The organism is Enterococcus devriesei, assembly GCF_001885905.1.
GTDB lineage: Bacteria > Bacillota > Bacilli > Lactobacillales > Enterococcaceae > Enterococcus_A > Enterococcus_A devriesei.
Genome location: NZ_JXKM01000001.1, coordinates 481,285 through 502,454, shown reverse-complemented (window position 1 = coordinate 502,454; position 21,170 = coordinate 481,285). Strand labels below are relative to the sequence as shown.

At 40.0% G+C, this 21,170-nt stretch carries 23 protein-coding genes; 3 read left to right on the top strand and 20 right to left on the bottom strand.

What is annotated here, in order from left to right; all coding sequences use genetic code 11:
* Positions 1-18: 18 nt before the first annotated feature.
* The 8 genes from RV00_RS02310 to RV00_RS16345 form a co-directional block, all read right to left on the bottom strand.
* A complete protein-coding gene (locus tag RV00_RS02310) occupies positions 19-750 on the bottom strand; it encodes a DUF6681 family protein (RefSeq protein WP_071860982.1) in 732 nt (243 codons plus the stop codon).
* Positions 747-1,133 (bottom strand): hypothetical protein, encoded by a 387-nt coding sequence (locus tag RV00_RS02305; RefSeq protein WP_071860981.1) that lies wholly within the window; start codon positions 1,131-1,133, stop codon positions 747-749. The genes RV00_RS02310 and RV00_RS02305 overlap by 4 nt, the downstream gene beginning before the upstream one ends.
* Before the next feature lie 430 nt (positions 1,134-1,563).
* On the bottom strand, positions 1,564-1,713 hold the full coding sequence (gene rpmG, locus RV00_RS02300) for a 50S ribosomal protein L33 (protein WP_010740369.1): 150 nt from the start codon (positions 1,711-1,713) through the stop codon (positions 1,564-1,566).
* 123 nt (positions 1,714-1,836) lie between these two features.
* Positions 1,837-2,310: a glutathione peroxidase gene (locus RV00_RS02295; RefSeq protein ID WP_071860980.1), complete on the bottom strand. Its 474-nt coding sequence runs from the start codon at positions 2,308-2,310 to the stop codon at positions 1,837-1,839.
* Between the two features lie 78 nt (positions 2,311-2,388).
* Positions 2,389-4,512, bottom strand: coding sequence for a penicillin-binding transpeptidase domain-containing protein (locus RV00_RS02290; RefSeq protein ID WP_071860979.1), 2,124 nt, complete (start codon positions 4,510-4,512; stop codon positions 2,389-2,391).
* 433 nt (positions 4,513-4,945) lie between these two features.
* Entirely contained in the window at positions 4,946-6,892 is a 1,947-nt protein-coding gene (gene thrS / locus RV00_RS02285; protein WP_071860978.1) for a threonine--tRNA ligase, read from the bottom strand.
* A 434-nt stretch (positions 6,893-7,326) separates the two neighbouring features.
* On the bottom strand, positions 7,327-7,503 hold the full coding sequence (locus RV00_RS02280; protein ID WP_071860977.1) for a 2-hydroxymuconate tautomerase: 177 nt from the start codon (positions 7,501-7,503) through the stop codon (positions 7,327-7,329).
* A gap of 80 nt (positions 7,504-7,583) precedes the next feature.
* Entirely contained in the window at positions 7,584-7,757 is a 174-nt protein-coding gene (locus RV00_RS16345) for a hypothetical protein (RefSeq protein WP_169818919.1), read from the bottom strand.
* A 139-nt stretch (positions 7,758-7,896) separates the two neighbouring features.
* Between RV00_RS16345 and RV00_RS02275 the strand changes: the two genes are divergently transcribed.
* The 3 genes from RV00_RS02275 to helD all read left to right on the top strand — a co-directional run bounded on the left by RV00_RS02275 (position 7,897) and on the right by helD (position 11,846).
* Positions 7,897-8,307, top strand: coding sequence for a VOC family protein (locus RV00_RS02275; RefSeq protein ID WP_071860976.1), 411 nt, complete (start codon positions 7,897-7,899; stop codon positions 8,305-8,307).
* A 17-nt stretch (positions 8,308-8,324) separates the two neighbouring features.
* Positions 8,325-9,191, top strand: coding sequence for a VOC family protein (locus RV00_RS02270; protein WP_071860975.1), 867 nt, complete (start codon positions 8,325-8,327; stop codon positions 9,189-9,191).
* A 375-nt stretch (positions 9,192-9,566) separates the two neighbouring features.
* Positions 9,567-11,846: an RNA polymerase recycling motor HelD gene (helD, locus tag RV00_RS02265; protein WP_071860974.1), complete on the top strand. Its 2,280-nt coding sequence runs from the start codon at positions 9,567-9,569 to the stop codon at positions 11,844-11,846.
* A 54-nt stretch (positions 11,847-11,900) separates the two neighbouring features.
* Here helD and RV00_RS02260 read toward each other — a convergent pair whose 3' ends face one another.
* The 12 genes from RV00_RS02260 to RV00_RS02205 all read right to left on the bottom strand — a co-directional run bounded on the left by RV00_RS02260 (position 11,901) and on the right by RV00_RS02205 (position 21,129).
* Positions 11,901-12,620, bottom strand: a complete 720-nt coding sequence (locus RV00_RS02260; RefSeq protein WP_071860973.1) for a YebC/PmpR family DNA-binding transcriptional regulator — start codon at positions 12,618-12,620, stop codon at positions 11,901-11,903.
* A 72-nt stretch (positions 12,621-12,692) separates the two neighbouring features.
* Positions 12,693-13,838, bottom strand: a complete 1,146-nt coding sequence (locus RV00_RS02255) for a nucleotidyltransferase (protein ID WP_071860972.1) — start codon at positions 13,836-13,838, stop codon at positions 12,693-12,695.
* Between the two features lie 180 nt (positions 13,839-14,018).
* Positions 14,019-14,750, bottom strand: coding sequence for a class I SAM-dependent DNA methyltransferase (locus RV00_RS02250; RefSeq protein ID WP_071860971.1), 732 nt, complete (start codon positions 14,748-14,750; stop codon positions 14,019-14,021).
* A complete protein-coding gene (gene rsfS / locus RV00_RS02245; protein ID WP_311900086.1) occupies positions 14,750-15,106 on the bottom strand; it encodes a ribosome silencing factor in 357 nt (118 codons plus the stop codon). The genes RV00_RS02250 and rsfS overlap by 1 nt, the downstream gene beginning before the upstream one ends.
* 33 nt (positions 15,107-15,139) lie before the next feature.
* Complete coding sequence (gene yqeK / locus RV00_RS02240; RefSeq protein ID WP_071860969.1) at positions 15,140-15,736, bottom strand: bis(5'-nucleosyl)-tetraphosphatase (symmetrical) YqeK; 597 nt, start codon at positions 15,734-15,736, stop codon at positions 15,140-15,142.
* The gene (locus RV00_RS02235) at positions 15,726-16,307 is read right to left on the bottom strand and encodes a nicotinate-nucleotide adenylyltransferase (protein WP_249024047.1); all 582 of its coding nucleotides are present in this window, start codon (positions 16,305-16,307) and stop codon (positions 15,726-15,728) included. Before RV00_RS02235 ends, yqeK begins: the two co-directional genes overlap by 11 nt.
* A gap of 90 nt (positions 16,308-16,397) precedes the next feature.
* Positions 16,398-16,709, bottom strand: a complete 312-nt coding sequence (gene yhbY / locus RV00_RS02230; protein WP_071860967.1) for a ribosome assembly RNA-binding protein YhbY — start codon at positions 16,707-16,709, stop codon at positions 16,398-16,400.
* A 37-nt stretch (positions 16,710-16,746) separates the two neighbouring features.
* Positions 16,747-17,856, bottom strand: a complete 1,110-nt coding sequence (gene yqeH, locus RV00_RS02225; RefSeq protein WP_071860966.1) for a ribosome biogenesis GTPase YqeH — start codon at positions 17,854-17,856, stop codon at positions 16,747-16,749.
* Positions 17,857-18,381 carry a YqeG family HAD IIIA-type phosphatase gene (locus tag RV00_RS02220; RefSeq protein ID WP_071860965.1) on the bottom strand — a complete coding sequence of 175 codons (525 nt, stop codon included), beginning with the start codon at positions 18,379-18,381 and terminating at the stop codon, positions 17,857-17,859.
* Between the two features lie 450 nt (positions 18,382-18,831).
* Positions 18,832-19,566 carry an amino acid ABC transporter ATP-binding protein gene (locus tag RV00_RS02215; RefSeq protein ID WP_071860964.1) on the bottom strand — a complete coding sequence of 245 codons (735 nt, stop codon included), beginning with the start codon at positions 19,564-19,566 and terminating at the stop codon, positions 18,832-18,834.
* A gap of 18 nt (positions 19,567-19,584) precedes the next feature.
* The gene (locus RV00_RS02210) at positions 19,585-20,274 is read right to left on the bottom strand and encodes an amino acid ABC transporter permease (RefSeq protein WP_071860963.1); all 690 of its coding nucleotides are present in this window, start codon (positions 20,272-20,274) and stop codon (positions 19,585-19,587) included.
* A 12-nt stretch (positions 20,275-20,286) separates the two neighbouring features.
* On the bottom strand, positions 20,287-21,129 hold the full coding sequence (locus RV00_RS02205; RefSeq protein ID WP_071860962.1) for a transporter substrate-binding domain-containing protein: 843 nt from the start codon (positions 21,127-21,129) through the stop codon (positions 20,287-20,289).
* Positions 21,130-21,170: the final 41 nt, after the last annotated feature.

Below are 21,170 nucleotides of genomic sequence, written 5' to 3'. Positions count from 1 at the left end.
TCCCCAATCAGTCGGCATTTATTTTTTACTGCGGCGACTTCGGGTGGTCGCCTCTTCTGTTTTGACCAAAAATTTTAATCGATAAGGCTCGTGATAACGAACCCCCTCTTTAACAAAATCACCGCCAACAATAAACAATCCAATTGGCTTCAATGCTTCTTTTGACTGAATTGTTCCAATGCTTTCTAACTCACGATAATTTTTTCCAATTTGCAACTGATAGCGCTGAGGAGCGATTTGCTTCACATAGTAATAAGGGTACAATGTATTTTCATCAATCAAAAAACCTTCCTCTTGAGTCAAATCTCGTGTCGTCAGTTCTCCTCCAGTAATCAATTCTTGAATGTCTTCCGCCAACTTCAACTGATAATCTTCTATGAAATCCACAGTAACTTCCTCGGCTTGCTCAAAGACTTTTTTTGCCTTTTTAGGCTGTTCATTTTGAATATTAAAAGCATCATCTGGCAAGTATTTGACAAATAATTGGGTGACATCCGCCTTTAAATTTTTGTCCAAAAAATAATAAAAGAAATTCAAAACAAAGAAATAGACCAATATCAGAAAAACCAAACTGTAAATAGCTAGTTGCAAATAATTATGGTTTAGCCACAGACCATAAACAATTCGCAAAATATACACCGTCGGAAGAATACTCAAAAGCGTATAAGCACGATTTGAATATTTGGGACTAATATCTAAAAAGCCTAAAAATTTATTCAATCCATTAATAATATCTAAAAGTAAGGTCATTGATCATCACTCGTTTCTGGCACAGCAGCTGGTGCCTCTGCTGGTTGCTGTTGCGTTGGTTCGGTTTGCGAAGCTTCTGTCGATGATGAAGCCGTTGATGAAGAAATCTCGCTAGTGGCCGGACTGTTTTCGCCTTGACTAGTTTCTGCTGAATGTTCTTCTATCGTATTAGGTGCCTGTTGGATAGTAGAACTTGTTTCAGGAGTCGTCGTTGTCTGATTCTCCGAAGAACTGGCAGTTGGTTCTTGTGTGGTCGATTCAGTGGTTGGTGTTGCTTTCGTCTGACGGTAACTGGAATTATTTAAAATCCCTGTCGTTGTCGCAATCAAAATGGATAATGTCAGCAAAGCAATTGGTTTTAAAATTGGTGGAACTTTACGCATCTGAACCTTCCTTTCTATTCTAATTCTATTTAATAACTAGTTTTACCACTAGAAAGTTAGCTTTTATTTAGGATTCTATGAAGTTTTTATGTAGATTTTCAAGCTGATCAATAAAGTAGAAAAAATCAGGATTGATGCGATTAAAAGGAATCATTTTTTACCCCAAAAAATTGATGTCATCCTCATTTCTTATACGATTTTTCTAAACTGCTGAGTAGGAAGAAAAACTGATCGCAGACTCCAATTAAAAGGAACTATAAATTTTTGACAAAATTTATTCTTATTCTCCTCGGCATATCATTATGCTAAACAGCCCTATTCCTAATAGTAAAATCAGCAATTTTTAGTTTTTAAACTACAAACACCGCAGAAAACATAACTGACAAAAAAAGCCAGTGATCGTTGTATGATCACTGACTTTATAAGGCGATTATTTTACTTCTTTATGCAAAGTAACTTTACGTTCGCGTGGGCAATATTTCATTTTTTCCAAACGATCAGGGTTGTTACGTTTGTTTTTGTTTGTTAGGTAGTTACGTTCTTTACAAGAAGTACATTCTAAAGTGATGTTTACGCGCATGATTTTCCCTCCCTAATATAACCAGTTTTCCAAGATATTTCTCAGACTTTGATATCATATCATGTTTTGAATTCTTTGACTAGTCTTTTTGCCAATTTTGTTAAGTAGTTCTACTTGACGTTTTTACAACAGCGCCTCAATATCAGCCGCGATGCTTTCTGGCTTTGTTTGCGATCCGTAGCGTTTTACCACGTTTCCTTGACGATCTACTAAAAATTTGGTGAAATTCCATTTGATTGCTTTGTTAAGTAAACCACCTTGCGCGCTCTTTAAATAGGCGTATAATGGTGCTTCGTTTTCACCATTGACATCGATCTTACCAAAAGTTTGAAAAGTCGTATGGTATTTTAATTGGCAAAATTCTGCAACTTCCACATTGCTGCCGGGAGCTTGATTGCCGAATTGATTGCAAGGAAAGTCTAAAATTTCAAAGCCGCGTTCTTTATAATCGTCGTATAAATTTTGTAATCCTTCATATTGCGGTGTAAAGCCGCAGCCTGTCGCTGTATTAACGATCAACAAGACATCTCCTTGATAATCTGAAAGTTCTTTTTCTGTTCCATCTGTTTGTTTTACCTCAAAGTCATATACTGACATTATTTCCACTCCTAACTATTATGTTTATAAGATTGGTTCATTCGTCAAAAAAAAAACTAAGAAGCTAAGCTTCTTAGTTTATTGTACGCCATAAGTATCAGCAAACGCATCTATTATGTCTTTCGCAATTGCTTTATTGGTATCATCGTGGTCTTCGTCTAAGTTAGGCAGCATCACACTAATCGCGATCTGCGGTTTATCATGAGGTGCGTAAGCGACAAGATTGCTGTTGATTGTATTAACATCTGGATGTCCATCTGGAACTGTCTCAGCTGTCCCTGTCTTTGCTGCGGGATCTAACTTAGCTGAAGCCAGATCTCTCGCAGTGGTATAAGGATTTGTGCCATGGACCGCTTGATAAAAGCCTTCTCGAATAATACTCATTTGCTCAGGCGTGATATTTACTTGATTCAATTTCTTACCTGTAATCTCTTGTTGTAGTGAACCTAAGCCACCACTGTCATTGTTTCCATAAATTCCTTTGACTACGTGAGGTGAGATTCGCGTCCCACCATTAGCGACTGTCGCCGCATATTGGGCTAATTGCATTGGTGTATAAGTATCATACTGACCAAATGATAAATCTAACAGATTACCAGCACCAGGAGCTTGATCCGTACCAAATTGATCATTCACTAGACCAGGTGATTCATTCGGCAAGTCAATCTGAGTCTTCACGCCCATGCCATATTCCGCAAGCCCTTTTCGTAATTTTTCATACATTTCTTTAGATGAGGCAATTTCCGGCAACGTCATATCGTATTGATATTGTACACCTAACATCCGCAAAACAATCTGCATCATGTAAGCATTAGAAGAAATTTCCAAAGCTTGGACAGTGTTCAAGGGAATTTGATTTCCCAACACTTTATTATATATAGAACTTTTTTGAGCTGTTCCACCCAACTTGATTGGTTGATCGATCAACGTATCATTGCCGCTGATTGCTCCTGATTCATAACCAGCTGTAATGGTTCCGCCTTTAACCACAGAACCTGGTACAAAAGCATTCGTAATCGTCCCTAAAGTATTTTCCGTCAATGTCTTGCTATTTACATCATGTTTAAAACCGGTCATGGCATAAACTTCACCAGTATTTGGATTCATCGCCACCGCATACGCACCTGGTGAATACTTAGCGACACCGCTATCGACTAAACTTTGAAAATGTTTCCGTAAAATATCTTCAACTTTTTTCTGGAACTCCGTATTAATAGTCAAGACAAGATTTGAACCCTTCTCGCCTTTTTTAACCTCTTGCTGCTTCTCGATGTTTCCTTGTTGATTCAAGGTTACCTTGTATTCGCCTTTTTTCCCTTGCAGCTGTTCTTCGTATTGTTTCTCTAAATAACTCTTACCCACTCGGTCATTACGAGCGTAACCTTTTTTCAACAAAGCTTCTGCTTCTTCGGCTGGTAAGCCTTGTTTTTCAGTCGTAATGTCCCCTAAAATGCTTCGTAACGAGCCATCTAAGTCATCATTATAGGACCGATCCCAGTCAGTACCAGTGGAAACGCCTGGCAAATCAGCAGCATGTTCGGCAACAACTGCTAATTCTTCATCAGTAACACCTTCGTTCTTCACAAAAACTGTGCTAAGAGCCGATGCTGCATTCATTCGTTTAAAGATCGTTGCTGCCTTTAATTGATTCTCGTCAAACTGAATCTCACTATCTTTTACTTTATCAACCAGCTTTGAATATTCATTTGACGTATCTAGATTTTTCTCTTTAAATGAAAGACGCTCCTCGGCGGCCTCCAAGTTTTTCTGATTTGCTAACCAATAATCTTTTTTATCTCGGGTCGTCAACCCTTCATCTGCGGGGACATTGATCAATGTGTTTAGCTTATCCGCCAAGTCACGAATATCCTTGCCTTCCATCATGTTTCCTCGGGTAAATGTAATCGCTGGATTTGCCTGATTATTGACCAAAGCAACTCCTTTTGCATCATAGATTACTCCACGAGGTGCATTTTCTTTGACGGTAATAGTTGTAGAAGACTTTATCTCTGCCTTCATTTTATCGCCATTGACGATTTGTAAATATCCTAGTCGGGTGACTAGAATTACAAAAAGGCCAAAGATGACAAAAAATAAAAAATTCAATCTAAAAGGAATGTGACTTCTATTTTGATTACGGCCTTTTTCGTCTCCAAGTTTTAGTTTCTCAAAAAATTTCTTTAATGGATTCGTTGGTTTCATTCATACGTTCCTTCCATTTCGACAGTTACTTGTCTTATTGTAGCCGAAAATATGTTTTTTAAAAAGGATTAATCGTATGACCTTTACCATAGTTTAAAAACTTCAGTCACTTTTTTATAATAGAAAAGCAGAGAGTGTTTCACACTGATATGATAATTTTTTTATTTGACAAATTAATCCGCGAAAATTCATCGTTTCCACTTAACAAAAAATTCATTTTCCGTGAAACATTCTCAACTTACTCTTTCTGTGGAAAACTCAAAATTTCAAAAAGCGGGTTTGACGCATTTTCTTTAAAAAGTTTTCCACAAATGAATTATCACCATGAATTTCTGCTTTTTTCTTCTATTAAAAACAATCTTTATGATCTTTTGATAACTAAATAAAAAATCCGGTGAGTTTCCTCACCGGATCAAATGTATCGTATATGCGATTAATCTTGGTTACGACTCATATTGTCGATATCGTCTTTGATTGCATCAACGAATAGATTTAACTCTTGAACTTCTTGGTCTTCGCTACCATAGCGACGGACGTTGACTGTCGCACTTTCCACTTCTTTATCGCCAATGACTAATAGATAAGGAATTTTTTGTGTCTGTGCTTGACGAATCTTGTAACCAAGTTTTTCATTACGGTCATCCACTTCCACTCGAACGCCTTCGCGCATCAAACGGTCCTTCACTTCATAGGCATAATCACCATGGTGTTCTGGAGATACCGGTAAGATGGCCACTTGTTCTGGAGCCAACCAAGTTGGAAACGCACCTTTGTATTGTTCGATCAAGTAAGCAGTGAAGCGTTCCATTGTTGAAACGACGCTGCGGTGAACGACAACTGGGCGATGTTCTTTACCATCTTCACCAATGTAAGACAATTCAAAACGTTCTGGTAATAGGAAGTCAAATTGGATCGTAGATAACGTTTCTTCTGTTCCTAAAGCAGTTTGGACTTGGACATCCAATTTAGGACCGTAAAAGGCTGCTTCACCATCAGCTTCAAAGTAATCAAAGCCTGATTCATCCATAACTTCTTTCAATAACCGTTGTGAATTTTCCCACATCGCATCATCGTCGAAGTATTTTTCCGTATTTTCAGGATCACGGTAGCTTAAACGGAAACGATAATCTTCAAAGCCAAAGTCTTTATACACTTCCAAGATCAAGTCTAATGTACGGCGGAATTCCTCTTTAATTTGATCGGGACGAACAAAGATGTGGGCATCGTTCATCGTCATTTCACGAACACGTTGCAACCCAGACAAAGCACCAGATTTTTCATAACGGTGATCCATCCCAAGTTCAGCTAAACGAATTGGCAACTCACGGTATGAGTGAATGTGATTTTTATAAATCATCATGTGATGTGGACAGTTCATTGGACGTAAGACTAATGATTCCTCACCGTCTCCCATATCCATGATTGGGAACATATCGTCTTTATAGTGATCCCAGTGACCAGAAGTTTTGTACAAGCCAGTGTCCGCAAGAACTGGCGTATAAACGTGTTCATAGCCCATTGAAATTTCTTTATCAACGATATAACGTTCGATCACGCGGCGGATTGTTGCGCCTTTTGGTAACCAGAATGGCAAGCCTGAACCCACTTCTTGTGAGATCATAAATAGGTCTAATTCTTTCCCTAATTTACGGTGGTCACGTTCTTTGGCTTCTTCACGCATTTTCAAGAAATGATCTAGATCCGCTTGATTGAAGAACGCTGTTCCATAGATTCGTTGCATCATTTGGTTATCAGAATTTCCACGCCAGTAAGCGCCCGCTACTGATAATAATTTGAAGACTTTGATTTTTCCAGTTGAAGGAACGTGTGGTCCACGACATAAGTCAGTGAATTCACCTTGTGTATAGGCTGTAATCACTTCATCTTCTGGTAGATCAGTAATCAATTCTACTTTGTAAGGATCATAGCTGAAGAAATCTAGCGCTTCTTGACGGCTCATGACTTTACGTTCGATCGGTAAGTTTTCTTTGACGATCTTCTTCATTTCTTTTTCGATTGCCGGGAAGTCTTCTTCGCTGATTTGGTCGCCTTCTCCATTATCTGTATCATAGTAGAAACCAGAATCGATGGCTGGTCCTACGCCAAAGTGCATGTTAGGAAATAAACGACGGATTGCTTGTGCCATTAAATGAGCGCTTGAATGACGCATTAATGGTAAGGCTTCTTCATCACTTTCAGTCACGATTTTTAATTCCGCGTCTTCTTCAATTGCACGATTCAAATCTTCTAATTGACCGTTCACTACAACGGCTAAGGCTTTTTTGGCTAATGAGCTAGAAATACTTTTTGCGATTTCTAAACCAGTTACACCGTTGTCAAATTCTTTTGCTGATCCATCTGGAAATGAAATTTTTACCATCCTGTAGTTCCCCCTTATTAGTTTTGATTGATAGAAAAAAGAAGCTTGAACACGTTTGTTTTCTTGTTAGGCAAGTGAAGTTTAGATACCATTCAACAGATTCTCGTACGCCTATCATCCTACTAATTCAACTAAAGCTGAAAGTAGAACTAACAAAAAAAGTCCTAGTACCGTAACGGTACTAGGACGAATAAACGTGGTTCCACCTAATCTTTGGACAGAATTTCTGTCCCTCACAAGCGATAACGGCGCTGTCCGCCCCTGCATTTAACAGGAGTCTTTGAAAGTGGTCATCCCTCGCGCTTGTCTGGAAAAGTTTCAGCCGTGCTTTTCCTCTCTGCTAAACAGCCTTCAAGTTCAGGTGTCTTTCTTCATCAATCAATTACAAACACATTATAAACACTTATTGATTTAAAAAGCAAGTACAACATTTATTATTTCCATTTGCCGCCTTGCGCATAGCGATCTTTTTGCATTTCATTAATAATGACGTGGATGTTTTCCTTTGGTGCACCAGCTGTTCTTGATACCGCCTCTGTTACTTCTTCCACCATTTTTGTTAACTGTTCTTGTGTTCTGCCTTCTACTAATTCGATGTGTACAAATGGCATGATGAATCACTCCTCTTATTTTTATTACTTCGCCTAATTTTAACACAATTAAATAAAAAATAAGGGATCAATCGTATCCCCTATTTTTTAGACCATAAAATAATCTCCTCGGGACTAAAATATAACTGCTGCTGTCCTGTAAACCGGACCAAGTAGCGTTTTTGCTGCTGATCATAAAAGACAATTACGCCATAGATTCCCTGTAAAGGTCCAGTCGTCACCGTGACTCCTTCACCAAGTCTGAATGCATCCAATACTTTGCGCTCCTCTCCTGTTACCTTCAGCATACTGATTTCATTTCTATTCGTCAAAATAAAAATTCTGACAGAGCAAAATGTTATTGATAGCCCTTTCTTCGTGGTAAAGTGAAGCAATAAGAACGGAGGAGTTCACATGGATATCTATTTACATTTTGCTGACCAAGCCAGAGAAGCCATCGCATTTTATGAAGAAGTTTTCGAAACCGAGCCAGCGCAGGTGATGACTTTCGGTCAAATGCCTCAAGATGAACAGCATCCGCTGAATGACAAGTTCAAAGATTTAGTTCTGAACGCTAGCCTTAAATTGAATGATACAAATGTCATGATTTCAGATAGTCCAGAGGGTCTGGCTCCACCAATCGTCGTTGGAAATAATGTCGCTTTAGTTTTTAACGCCCTCACTGTTGAAGAAGCAACGAAAATCTTCCGTCGTCTCACTGAAGAAGGAGCAATTTTGTTGCCGTTAGAGAAAACTTTTTGGGCAAAATTATATGGAATGGTCAAGGATCAATATGGTGTCATGTGGCATATCAATCTCTATTAGAGAAAGGATGAACGATCATGGAACATCAATTTGGCTGCTGTCTTTGGTTTGATCACAATGCTGAGGCAGCTGCAAACTTTTACTTAGAAACCTTTGAAGATAGTCACAGAAAAGAAACCTTTTATTATGTAACCGATGATCATGGGAAAATTGGGGATACGTTGACTATTACTTTGGAGTTAGCTGGCTGTGAGATCATGCTATTGAACGGTGACGATACGTTCAAACCAACACCAGCGATTTCCTATGTTGTCAATTGTGAGAATGAGCAACAATTACAATTTGTCTGGGATCAGTTGAATAGTCAAGGCGAAACGTTGATGCCCTTAACCGATTATCCTGAACTTGGAAAATTCGGCTGGACAACTGACCGCTTCGGTTTTTCTTGGCAAGTTCGGCTGTGGGATAATTTGCAAACGATCCTCCCTTGTATCATGTTCGCCAATCAAAACTATGGCCTAGCGCAGGCCGCAATTGATGAATGGATCGAAATTTTTGGCGGCAAACTAAACTTTATGATCAAAGGAAAGGAAGAACGTTTACGAGCAGCTGGCTTTCAGCTTCGAGGGCAAGATTTGATTATTATGGATAGACCGGAGAAACAGCCTTTTGATTTCTCAATGGCGAATTCATTCTATTTGTATTACAAAGGCCAAGCAGATATTGATGAAGCTTGGGAGGCGATTACGAAAGAAGGCAAAGAATGGCCCTGTGGCTGGATGGAAGATAAATACGGCGTTTATTGGCAAACAGCCAGTAGCCAGCTAGACGACATGCTTCGTGATCCTGATCAGGAAAAAGCCAAGCGTGCGACATTAGCAATGTATGAAATGAAAAAAATTGATCTCGCTAAGATGCAGCGAGCCCATGATGGCATTGAATAGCGTTGAATTGTGTTGAATAGGAGCGATGAATCAAGGTTAGGACCGAAGTCTTCAGTTTCGAGCACCAAGGAGGGACTGTTTCACAACAATAAGACGGGATTTTCAAAAATAGCTAGGAAACGCAACACTTCTAGCGTTGATGTTGAGTGTTCCTACTTGGTGCTCCGCAAATTTTTGTAAAATTTCGGTTTATTTCCGAAGAAGCTACTTCTGGACCACTGTTTACACATGAATAGGAGCTAGGATTATATTAATGTCCTAGCTCCTTTTTGCTGATTTCTGTCAAATTCAGCCTTTTGCTTCTCTCCGCCCTTCTGTGCTATACTATTATGCTGTTAAAAACAGTTTGATGGAAAAAACAAAGGAGGATGCTCAATGAACGCTAGAGAGTACGAACAAGAGCACGTCCAACAGACAAGCACCTTAATCCAACAAGAAATTGCTTTTTTGGACAATCAAAAAAAGGAAACAAAATCAAAATTTGATACCGACATGTTGGAAAATGCCGGTCAAAAAATCCAAGCCGGTTCCTTTGAAGCACTAGCTGATACGATGGCAGAGACGCGCCAACATGAGCAGGAGTTGTTAGTACGCTATCAAACTTTCGCTTCACAAGAAAAACGTCAAAAAGTGCTTAAGCTAATGGGGCAAAATCCTTACTTTGCTCGGATTGATTTTAAAGAAGACCAAGAAGCGGAGACACTTTATTTAGGAATCGCTTCTTTAAGAGATACAAAAGAAGAAACGATCGTCATTGACTGGCGGGCCCCCATCGCCAATCTTTATTATGAAGGCACACTAGGTCAAACCCATTATGAAGCTCATGATGCGATCATTCCCATTGAATTATTATTGAAGCGACAATTCAAGATTCGTGAAGGTCAGATTTTATCAATGGTGGATACGTCCGAAGCAATCAATGATGATTTCTTATTAGAAATTTTAGACGAAGCCTCTTCGAACCATATGAAAAATATCGTGGCAACGATCCAACGTTCGCAAAATGAGATCATCCGCGACACTAGAAGCAAAGTCTTAGTTGTAGAAGGAATTGCCGGCAGCGGAAAAACTTCTGCTTTGCTGCAGCGAGTTGCCTATCTGCTTTATCATAATCGCAAATGGCTAGATAACGAACAAGTATTGCTGTTCTCGCCAAACCATATTTTTTCAGATTACATTTCAACTGTCCTGCCTTCTCTTGGTGAAAGCGGGATACCGACGGAAACTTTCAAAACCTTCTTAGCCGCGTTATTGCCGACCTATCAGATCCATACGGAGGAAAGTCATGAAGAAGTCTTCCTTTCTGGTCAAGATGATCGCGTCTTAAGAGCGAAAAGTAGTTTTGCCATTGTTCAATCACTGTATCGTTACGTGGAGCAAATTTCTGATTTTGGTCCTTTGTTCCGTGATTTGAAGCTAAAGCAAGATGTGCTGATTTCTAAGCAGCAAATCCGCAACTGGTATCAAGAAGCCAACCCTAGTTTGCCGATGTATCAACGAATGCAACTGCTACAAACGAAGCTTTTGAAGAAATTGGGTGGCTTGGAAAAGGATGAGATGAAAAAGGATTGGGCAAAGAAAGCGGCCGACGAATTAGTCGATGCGGTCTTTGTCAATAATCCCGATATGGAAGATTCTGAAAAGGCGGAGCGTCGATTGCGTCGCCAAATGACACAAAAAATTGTCCGAAAGAAATTCCGTCCTTTACGCCGCCAAATCAATCGTTTCGGTTTTATCAATTATGCGAAACAATATCTGCATTTTCTGCAACAGGTCCCAAGTAGTTTATTGGAACACTATCAATTGACGGAAGAAAATTGGAAAACGATGCAAACGGAATTACTGCAAGATTTCAAACGCAAGGACATCAGCTTGGAAGATGGCACCTTATTGTTTCTATTAATGAAGGCGATCCATCCACTGGATGTTAGACAAAAGGCGCGTTTTATCTTCATTGATGAGATGCAGGACTTTTCACCGGCACAAGTCGCTTTGTTGAAACATTTGTATCCCAAAGCAACCTACACATTATGCGGTGACTTGAATCAAAAAGTTTTTGGCAATGAAAGTATGGTTCATTCATTGGCGGAGATTTTTCCTGAGCAAGAATTGACGCATTTTGAGCTGACCACAAGTTATCGTTCCACTGAAGAGATCACTAATTTTGCCAATCAATTTTTGACCCAAGAAAATCGGGTAGAACTTACTGCTCGCGTGGGCGATTTGCCGAATATTTATTATGCCAATGAAAAACGTCAAATGATCGACGGGTTGGTTCAACAAATCGAGGAAACAAAAGAACTGGCAAAATATTGGCGCACCGCGATCATTGCGAAGACCGTGGAAGAATGCCAAGACCTTTATAACCAATTGACGCCAGAACAAAAAGACCAAGTCCAGCTGCTGACAGATGGCGAAGACTTCATGAAGAAGAGTCTGATTATTATTCCTACTTACTTAGCCAAGGGGTTAGAATTTGATCGCGTCTTTGCTTGGAACGTCTCACCGGAAAATTATCACACGGAACAAGACAAGCTGATTTTATACACCGTCTGCACCCGTGCGATGCATGAATTGAATCTGCTGGTGGTTGATCAAAAGAGTCCGTTACTAGAACAAATACCAGAAACACTTTATCAAGAAAAAGCGATTTAAGTAAAAAAAAAGAAGGAGGCGGGGAAAAATAATTTCCTCGTCTCCTTTATTTTTTTAATCGTCTAACTCAACGTTATGATAGATTTGTTGAACATCTTCTAATTCATCTAACACGTCGATCATTTTTTCAAATTTTTCTAAGTCATCACCGGTCAACGTTACTTCGTTTTGCGGAATCATTTGCATTTCAGCCATCGAAAATTCTGTAATGCCCTTTTCCTTCAAAGCTGCTTGGATCTCATTGAAATCTTCTGGTTCACCATAAACGATGATTTGTCCATCTTCGTCAACAACATCGCGAACATCAATTTCTTTTTCCATCAGATATTCCAAGACTTCATCCGCATCAGCACCAGTAAAGCCGAATAAAGCAGTATTGTCGAACATATAAGCAACCGCGCCAGAAACGCCCATGTTTCCGCCGTTTTTACCAAAGGCCGCACGGACATCAGACGCAGTCCGATTGACATTATTCGTCAAGGCATCAACGATGACCATTGAACCGTTCGGGCCGAAGCCTTCATAGCGTAGTTCTTGGAACGTTTCGTCGCCGGAGCCTTTCGCTTTTTCGATCGCACGATCAATGATATGTTTTGGTACATTATAAGTTTTCGCCCGTTCAATAACGAAACGCAATTTTTGGTTGGCATGCGGATCAGGGTCTCCTGATTTTGCTGCTGCATAAATTTCGATCCCAAATTTTGCGTAAATTTTACTATTGTTTGCATCCTTCGCAGTCTTCTTCGCTACGATGTTCGCCCACTTACGTCCCATGTTTTCACTTCACTTCCGTTAATTTTTTACTTTCTCATTATAACGACTCACCTGTGCTTTGGAAAGTCTTTTTTAAACTTGAATCGGAAATCGCCCGCTGGTCTGTTCAGCTGGACAAATCAATTGATAAATTTGATCGGCACGATACGTCAGAAAATGCTGTTCTCGTTCCTTTTGACCAATTTTCGCGGCAACTGGCAGTGTAAACTGCTTTTTCTTTTGGTTTAGATAGGCTTGACCTTTTTGTGTGAAACCTAAAATGTGCAGCAGTGAATCTGCTTGTTCGGCTTTTATTTCGGCTTCGCGAACTTGTAGCAAGACATAGGTAAGCAGGCGTTGCAGCCGCGGCTGCGTATAACGTTTGGTACTGATTGCTTGCAAATAATCGGAAAAATTAGCCGCCTTTTGACTGGTCAAGCGATGCTCCAAGCCTTCATTCATTTGATACAGCTCTTGCATCCCTTCCAACGAAGTAGCTCGCAGCTGATACTGCAGAAAGGGCCAAAAATTGGACCAAGCAATGTGTGTTTTTTGCAATGCGTGTAGTGTTTCAACAGGGACAAAGTCTGACACCTGATTTCCCGCTAAGAACGCTTGCCGAATACCGGTAGCACTAGCAAACTGATTATTCACCAACGACTCATCGTGATAGCCTTGATCTTTGCGAGGCAACGGAAAGATTTCCATCGGATGATTATAAGAGGCATTTTCCTTAGCATAACTTAACCCTAAAATATGATTTGGTGGGAAAGCTTTCGCCTTAGGATAAAGCCGAGACACGGCCTCCGCCATTTTTTCCGGGTAACTCCAGCCAACCGGCAATTCATGAAATAACTGATCGATCGCTGCTTGCTCTTCCATAAAAAAGCGGCCATAATCTGTGTAATCAAACGTCGCCTGATTGTCCGTCCCGAAACATAGAGCATCGCAATTCAACGCTTGTAGCAGCTTGATGCTGCCCTTCGCGAAATAATCCGCTGATTGAACGGCCCAAGCAAAAGGCAATTCCACAACAAGATCGACGCCATTTTTCAATGCCGCTTCGGCCCGCGACCATTTATCCGTAATCGCCGGCTCTCCACGCTGTAAAAAATTCCCGCTCATCACCGCTACAACTACATCTGCACCACTTAGTTCCCGCGCTTTTTGAGCGTGATATTTATGCCCATTGTGAAACGGATTATATTCAACGACTATCCCGCAGCTTCGCAAAGCCATTCCTCCTTTAATCAAAAAAGTCCGTCTTCAATAAGAAAGGCTTTAGCGAACTCACCTAGCTCATTGCCGATAAAACTGGTTCGTGAAGCCGGACATGGATATACCTACTGTAAAGCGATTTATCCATATGAAAAATTGATACTTTCTTTATAAGGGCAAAAAAGCCGAGATTGCTCTCGGCTATTTTTGACAAACAAAAAACCAGCGTTTGCTTGTCTTGTTTGGTTGTTCATCCGTAAAGTCCGCAAAGACTTCGACTTTGCTAAAGCCCACTGCTGTCAGCATGTTTTGATACATTTCCAGCGGATAGGTCCGCTCTTGATGGAGTTCATCGAAGCGTTCAAATTTTTCTCCTGTCTCTTTGACGAAAAAGGTTAAAAAATGTTCAATGCTATGAGGAACCTCACCAGGATAACTATCCCATAAAAACGCAAAATCTTCTGTCTGATCATGAAAGCTATAATTAGGAAAGACTTCATCCACTTGGTACGTTGAATGGACATCGAAAATAAAACTGCCCTTTTCTTTCAACAACTGGTATACGCCGCTAAAAACTTGTTGAACTTGCGTCGCGTCTTGCATATAGCAAAGAGAATCAGAGAAACAGGTCACAGCTTGATAGTTACCGATATCGGTCAAATCCAGCATATCTCCGGCAATCCAGTTGATCGAGACCTCTTCTTGAATTGCCCGATCGCTAGCCAGCGTCAGCATTTCCTCCGATAGATCTAGACCCGTTACCTCAAAATCCGCCTTAGCAAACTCAACAGCTAACGCACCCGTTCCACAAGCCAACTCTAAAATCTGCTTGGTCCCTTGAGGTAAATGTTTCAGTGAGAAGTCTAACCATTGCTGATACAGCGAATCATCCATCACTTCATCATAAACAAAAGCAAATGTTTCGTATGCCATTAGTCGATCCAAGCCTCAATGTTTTCTAGTGGTGCATCGGACCATAGTTTTTCTAAGTTATAAAATTCTCGTTCTGAAGGACTGAACACGTGAACGATCAAATCACCTAAGTCGATCAAGACCCATTTCCCGCCATCTTTTCCTTCTACTCGTTTTACTTCTACTTGCGCTTCTTCTTCTTTGTCAAGGATCTCATCAACGATTGCATTGATTTGACGATCTGAATTAGCGGAACAAATCATAAAATAATCGGCTAATAAAGAGACTTGTGTAACATCCAAGGCAACTATATCCACCGCCCGTTTTGAATCAGCTGCTTTTACTGCAATTTCTAACATTTTTTTACTATCTATGATAATTCTCCTCCTTATAATTATACAACTTGCTTTTTATTTTATTCCTGCAACCCAGCGATTATAGGTTTCGATTGTTTTGGGATAAATCGGATTTTCACCTTCGACTAAATGCGCCAAAGTATGTTTCGTTTCAAAGGCCACCGCTTGATCTAAATCACTAAAAGCGATCACGCGAGCATCTTCTACACTAGGAAAATTTCGACCCGGCTCGATATAGTCTGCCACATAAATAATTTTATCTAAAAGCGTCATCTCCGCCGCTCCAGTCGTATGCAGTCGAATTGCATTTAAGATTTCCTCATCAGTAATACTTAACTCCCGCGCTACGAAATCTGCACCTACAAGTCCGTGCCAAATGGCGTTGCCATATTTTAATAATTCCGTTTTATTTTCAAAATTTCCTTGATCGATGGCTAATTGAAATTCTTCATCTGAACGTTCTTTGGCATAATCATGAGTTAAAGCTGCGACACTAGCTTTTTCCGGTGACTCGCCGAAACGTTCAGCTAAAGCGACCGCGGTTTCTTCTACTCCAAGTACATGCTTGAAGCGTCGTTCGCTCATTCGCATTTGAACAGCCTGCATCAAAGCTTCACGATCCATCGCCGTATACTCATCACTATACTTCATCAAGATATAAACCTTCTTCCGCGATATATTCTCGTACCCGATCAGGGACCAAATAACGAATTGAACACCCTTGCTTTACTTGTTTACGAATGTAAGACGAGGAAAGCTGAATCTCAGGAACATCTACCCAAATAATCGGATAAGGACTTTCTGGTGTAAACCCTGCCCGCTTCACGCCGACAAAATTCACCAGCTGAATTAATTCATCGATGCGATGCCATTTCGGTAAATAAGCCACTTCATCGCCGCCGATAATGAAATAATATTCCGTATCTGGATTTTCAGCGGTCATTTCCAACATCGTATCGATGGTGTAACTCTTTCCCTTACGTGCCAATTCTCTCGTATCCACCGACAAAAAAGAATTATCTTCAACTGCCAGCTTCACCATCGCCAATCGATGCTTACTATCGATCGTTTTCTTTTCATCCACATGAGGCGGTAAATAACTCGGCAACAAATGTACTTCATCAAATCCCATTTTTTGGCCCACCTGTTCCGCAATCATTAAATGCGCCTGATGGATCGGATTAAAATTTCCGCCTAATAGGCCCACTTGTTTTTTTGGCATCGTGGAAACCGTTAGCGGTTCAACCTTTGGAATCGTTAAGACATCTGAATACAACCGTCATTCCTCCTTAGTATTTGAACGTATTTAGCATTAAATTGCTTGAACTTCTTTTGAGATTTTTTGGTATTTTTCTTTGCTTGATGCTTTGTATAATACCAATACTCGTCCAATGATTTGAACAATTTCGCAGTTGATTTTCGCTTCTAAAACATGGGCCACTTCATCAGCCACTTCATCGGTATTTTGCAGCAAATTGACTTTGATCAACTCTCTTTTTTCTAACGCTTCATTGATTTGAACCATCACCGCTTCATTCAGACCATTCTTGCCGATTTGAAAAATCGGTTGTAAATGATGTGCCTGACTGCGTAAGAAACGTTTTTGTTTTCCTCTTAATTCCATTATATTCCCCTTATTTGGATCTTAGTATTTTTATGTCTTAAACTAGTGCCTTACGAGTCAAAACATCGACTCCTTTTGGTGCCCAACCAGCCACAACAGCCGGTTTTGATACCGTCACCCAGCCTAATCCGGCGAATACGATATCAGTTTTTTCTTTAATTGAAAATTCAAAACGCACCAATTCAGGAAAATCTGGGACTTCATCAGGCCGTGGCGGCTGCAATAAGCCTCCCACATGCTTCTCATAAAATGCATCAGCCTTTTCAAGTTTCGTCCGATGTGGCTCGATATCATTGGAGACATAAGCGACAAAAGATGCCCGTTCCCCTTGAATAAAATCAAAACGAGCCAAGCCACCTAAAAACAAGGTTTGTCCTTCATTCAGCTGATAGACTTTCGGCTTGATTTCTTTATGAGGTGCGATGATCTTCAAATCTTTTTTACCAAGATAATGCGCCATCTGATGGCGATGAATAATCCCTGGTGTATCAAATAGATAATGGCCATCATCTAATGGAATCTCGATCTTATCTAAAGTTGTTCCAGGAAACTGCGACGTCGTAATCAAATCTTGAACGCCAGCCGTTTGCTTAATGATTTGGTTGATTAACGTGGATTTCCCAACGTTGGTTACCCCAACTACATACACATCGCGACCTTCGCGATATTCCTCGATTTTCGCTAATAGCTCTTCCATTTCATGGGGTTTGCGAGCGCTAGTCAATAAAATATCCACTGGCCGCAAGCCTTCCTCATGAGCACGTTCACGCATCCATTGAGTCAAGCGACCGCGTTTCAACGATTTTGGCAATAGATCTACTTTATTACCGACTAATAAGACCGGATTGTCACCAACAAAACGATGCAAGCCGGGAATCAACGAACCGTTAAAGTCAAAAATATCCACGACATTTACGATTAACGCATCTGCTTTTCCTAATTCATTTAACAAGCGTAAAAAATCGTCATCCGTCAATGAGACATCTTGAATCTCATTGTAATGACGCAGGCGGAAACAACGTTGACAATACACTTCGCCGTTTTCCAAGCCTTTTTCTAAAGCGGATTGCGGAGTATAGCCTAATTCATTGGGATGATCCGTTTGAATCTTCGCACCGCAGCCGATACAATATAATTCTTCTTCCATTTATAATTCACTCTTCCATTTCATCTCAGGGTCATTACGTAATAAAATATGCATCACACGACGTTCAAAAAATCGATTGATTCGCGTATTCCAGCCATCCGTGTCAAGAATTGGACGAACTAGAATGCTGCGAATGCCAGCGGCACTGGCACCACGGATATCCGTCATGACTTGGTCACCGATCATAACGATCTCATCCTTTGAAACACCTAGTTGCTGTTGCGCATTTTTTATTCCTACAGAGAAAGGTTTCATCGCCCGTGAAACAAAGTCCAACTGAAAACTTTCCAGCGCTTTGGCCACTCGACTCGCCTTATTATTTGAGACAACGACAACTGGAATTCCCGCGTCATCCATCATTTTCAGCCAATCAATCAGCTCTTTGGTCCCGTTAGGATTGTTCCAAGCAATCAAAGTATTATCCAAATCTGTCAACACAGCTTTAAAGCCATGAGCCTTCAATTGTTCTGGGGTAATTTGATAAATGGCTTCGACCATCCACGTTGGTTTGAATTTATCTAACATGGCAACTCCTATCACTTTTTTTATACATCTACAAAACCTGATTATAACGCAATTTTTCAGAAAACTCTACATTTGACTATAAAGGTTTTAGAAAGACTTTATGAACCTTCGAACTTTTTAAGTATTAAACAGAAATTTGAGCTTATTATCAAAGAAAAATTACCTTGAAGAACAGATTTTTTAGATTCGCAACAATTCCCGCTTATTTTTGTCGCTCTATCATTCTGCTAAACAGTTAACTCTACATATAGTTCGTATTCGTTTAGTTCTTTTTACTCAAAATAAACTGCGAAAAGCAGAACTGACAGCTAGCTCATAAATAAAATTGAATTTTTTAAATACCAAAAAAATTCTCTATCTTCGTACGCATACGATTCCACTAGTCCCGCTAAAGCGCGAAGTGGAACTCGCAAAAAAAGACTAGGCTTTGTTTGCCTAGTCTCGAGGGTTTTATAATACTTTGGATAAAAAGTCGATGGTTCGTGAATTTTTTGTATGGTCGAAGACTTCTTCTGGAGTACCTTCTTCAACGATCACGCCACCGTCCATAAAGATCACACGGTCGCCGACTTCTTTGGCAAAACCCATTTCATGAGTCACGATCATCATGGTCATGCCTTCTTTGGCCAACTGCTGCATAACTTCTAGAACGTCCCCAACCATTTCAGGATCGAGTGCTGATGTAGGTTCATCAAAGAGCATTACGTCTGGCTGCATCGCTAATGCTCGTGCGATTGCGATCCGTTGTTGCTGTCCGCCGGATAACGATTGCGGATAAGCATCCGCTTTTTCTGATAAGCCGACTTTTTCCAATAGTTCTTTGGCAATGATTTCTGCTTCTGCTTTCGCCAAGCCTTTAACCTTTATTGGTGACAACATAATATTGTCCAACACCGTCATATTAGGAAATAGATTGAACTGTTGGAAAACCATTCCCATTTTTTCCCGTGTCTTAAAAATATCATTTTTCTTATCTGTAATATCGGTACCTTCAAATTTAATCGTTCCAGAGGTTGGAACCTCTAATAAATTGACACAACGTAAAAAGGTACTTTTACCCGAACCGGATGGGCCAATGATTACAACCACTTCACCTGGTGTAATTTCTGCTGAAATATCTTTCAATACTTCGTTGTCACCAAATTTTTTATTTAAATGTTCAATTTGAATCAATGCTTCTGTCATTATTTTTCACCTCTACGCTTATCGTTGGTAGCCTTTGCCAAGTTTTTTCTCCCATAGGTTCAGCAGACGCGAGGTGATGAAGGTCATCACAAAATAAAGTCCCGCCGCCACAATCAAAGGTTCTAATGGAATATAAGAGTTCGATACAACAATTTGAGCTGAACCCATCAATTCATTGATTCCGATCGTTGCTAGTAAAGAAGAGTCCTTGATCAAAGTAACAAATTCATTGCCTAAAGGTGGTAAAATATTTCTTAGCGCTTGTGGTAAAATCACATACCGCATTGTTTGAGCTGGACGTAGCCCTAAAGAATGGGCCGCTTCCGTTTGACCAAAATTGACGGCGGTAATCCCGCCACGAATGATCTCCGCCACGTAGGCTCCTGAGTTTAAGGATAAAATAATCATCCCAGGAAACAACCGATTGACACCAACCGATAGAACACCGACGTCTAAATCCTTCGAAGGAAAGAAACCTTGTAGGATCAAAAAACCGATTGTAATTTGTAATAACATCGGAGTGCCACGTAGCACTTCGATGTAAATATTTGCTAACCAATTTAAAGGTTTATGTTTTGATAATTTTAACAAAGCCATCGCTAAGCCGATCAGTGTCCCTAAACAGACTGTTACCAGCGAGATACCCACAGTAATTCCCGCGCCGGAAATGAAATAAGATAAGTATTTATTTAAAAATGAAAAATCCAAAACAGATACCCTCTATTCTTTCGCTGATTTTTCGGCTAGTTCATGGTTTTGTTTTACAAATTCATCAATCTTGCCTTCGTCACTTAATTTTTTGATAATTTTATTTAATTCAGTTTGGAATTGATCGCTACCTTTTGGTAATGCAATTGCAAAAGCTTCATCATCAGAGGCTTTTAAATCAATGTTAGCGATCATTAAATCTGGATTTTGTTCTACATAAGACTCAGCGATTGTTTTTTCAACAACCATTGCGTCTAATGATCCGCTGTTTACTTCAATCACCATGTTCGGTACTTTTTCGATTGAAACAAGTTTTGAATCTTTAAGCTGTGTCTTCACGATGTCTTCTTGAATCGAGCCTTTTTGGGCGCCGACATTTTTATCTTTCAATGCATCAACACTCGTAAACTTGTCTTGATTTTTTTTGTTGATGATCAAAACTTGTGGTGGATTGTAGTAGTTATCTGTAAAGTTAAATTGTTCTTTCCGTTCCTTCGTTGCTGAGATGGCTGAAATCGCGATATCTGATTTACCTTCTTTTAATGAAGCCAAGACCGTATTAAAACTCATATCAGAAACTTCCGCTTTCACGCCTAGTTCTTTGGCGATCGCATTGACTAAGTCAATATCTGCCCCAACAATTTTATCTTTGCCATCTACCATTGTATGGAATTCAAATGGGGCGTAGTCAGCTGAAGTAGCGACTTTTAAGACGCCCGCTTTTTTGATTGCTGCTAATTGGTCTTCTGATTTTGTATTTGATGAGGAATCTGCAGTCTTATCGCTGCCTCCACCACATGCTGCTAAAGTAAATAATGCTAATAATGTCATAACTATGCCGGTAATCTTTTTCATCCTGGTTCCTCCTAATGTAGGTCATTATTTTTGAAAGCTTA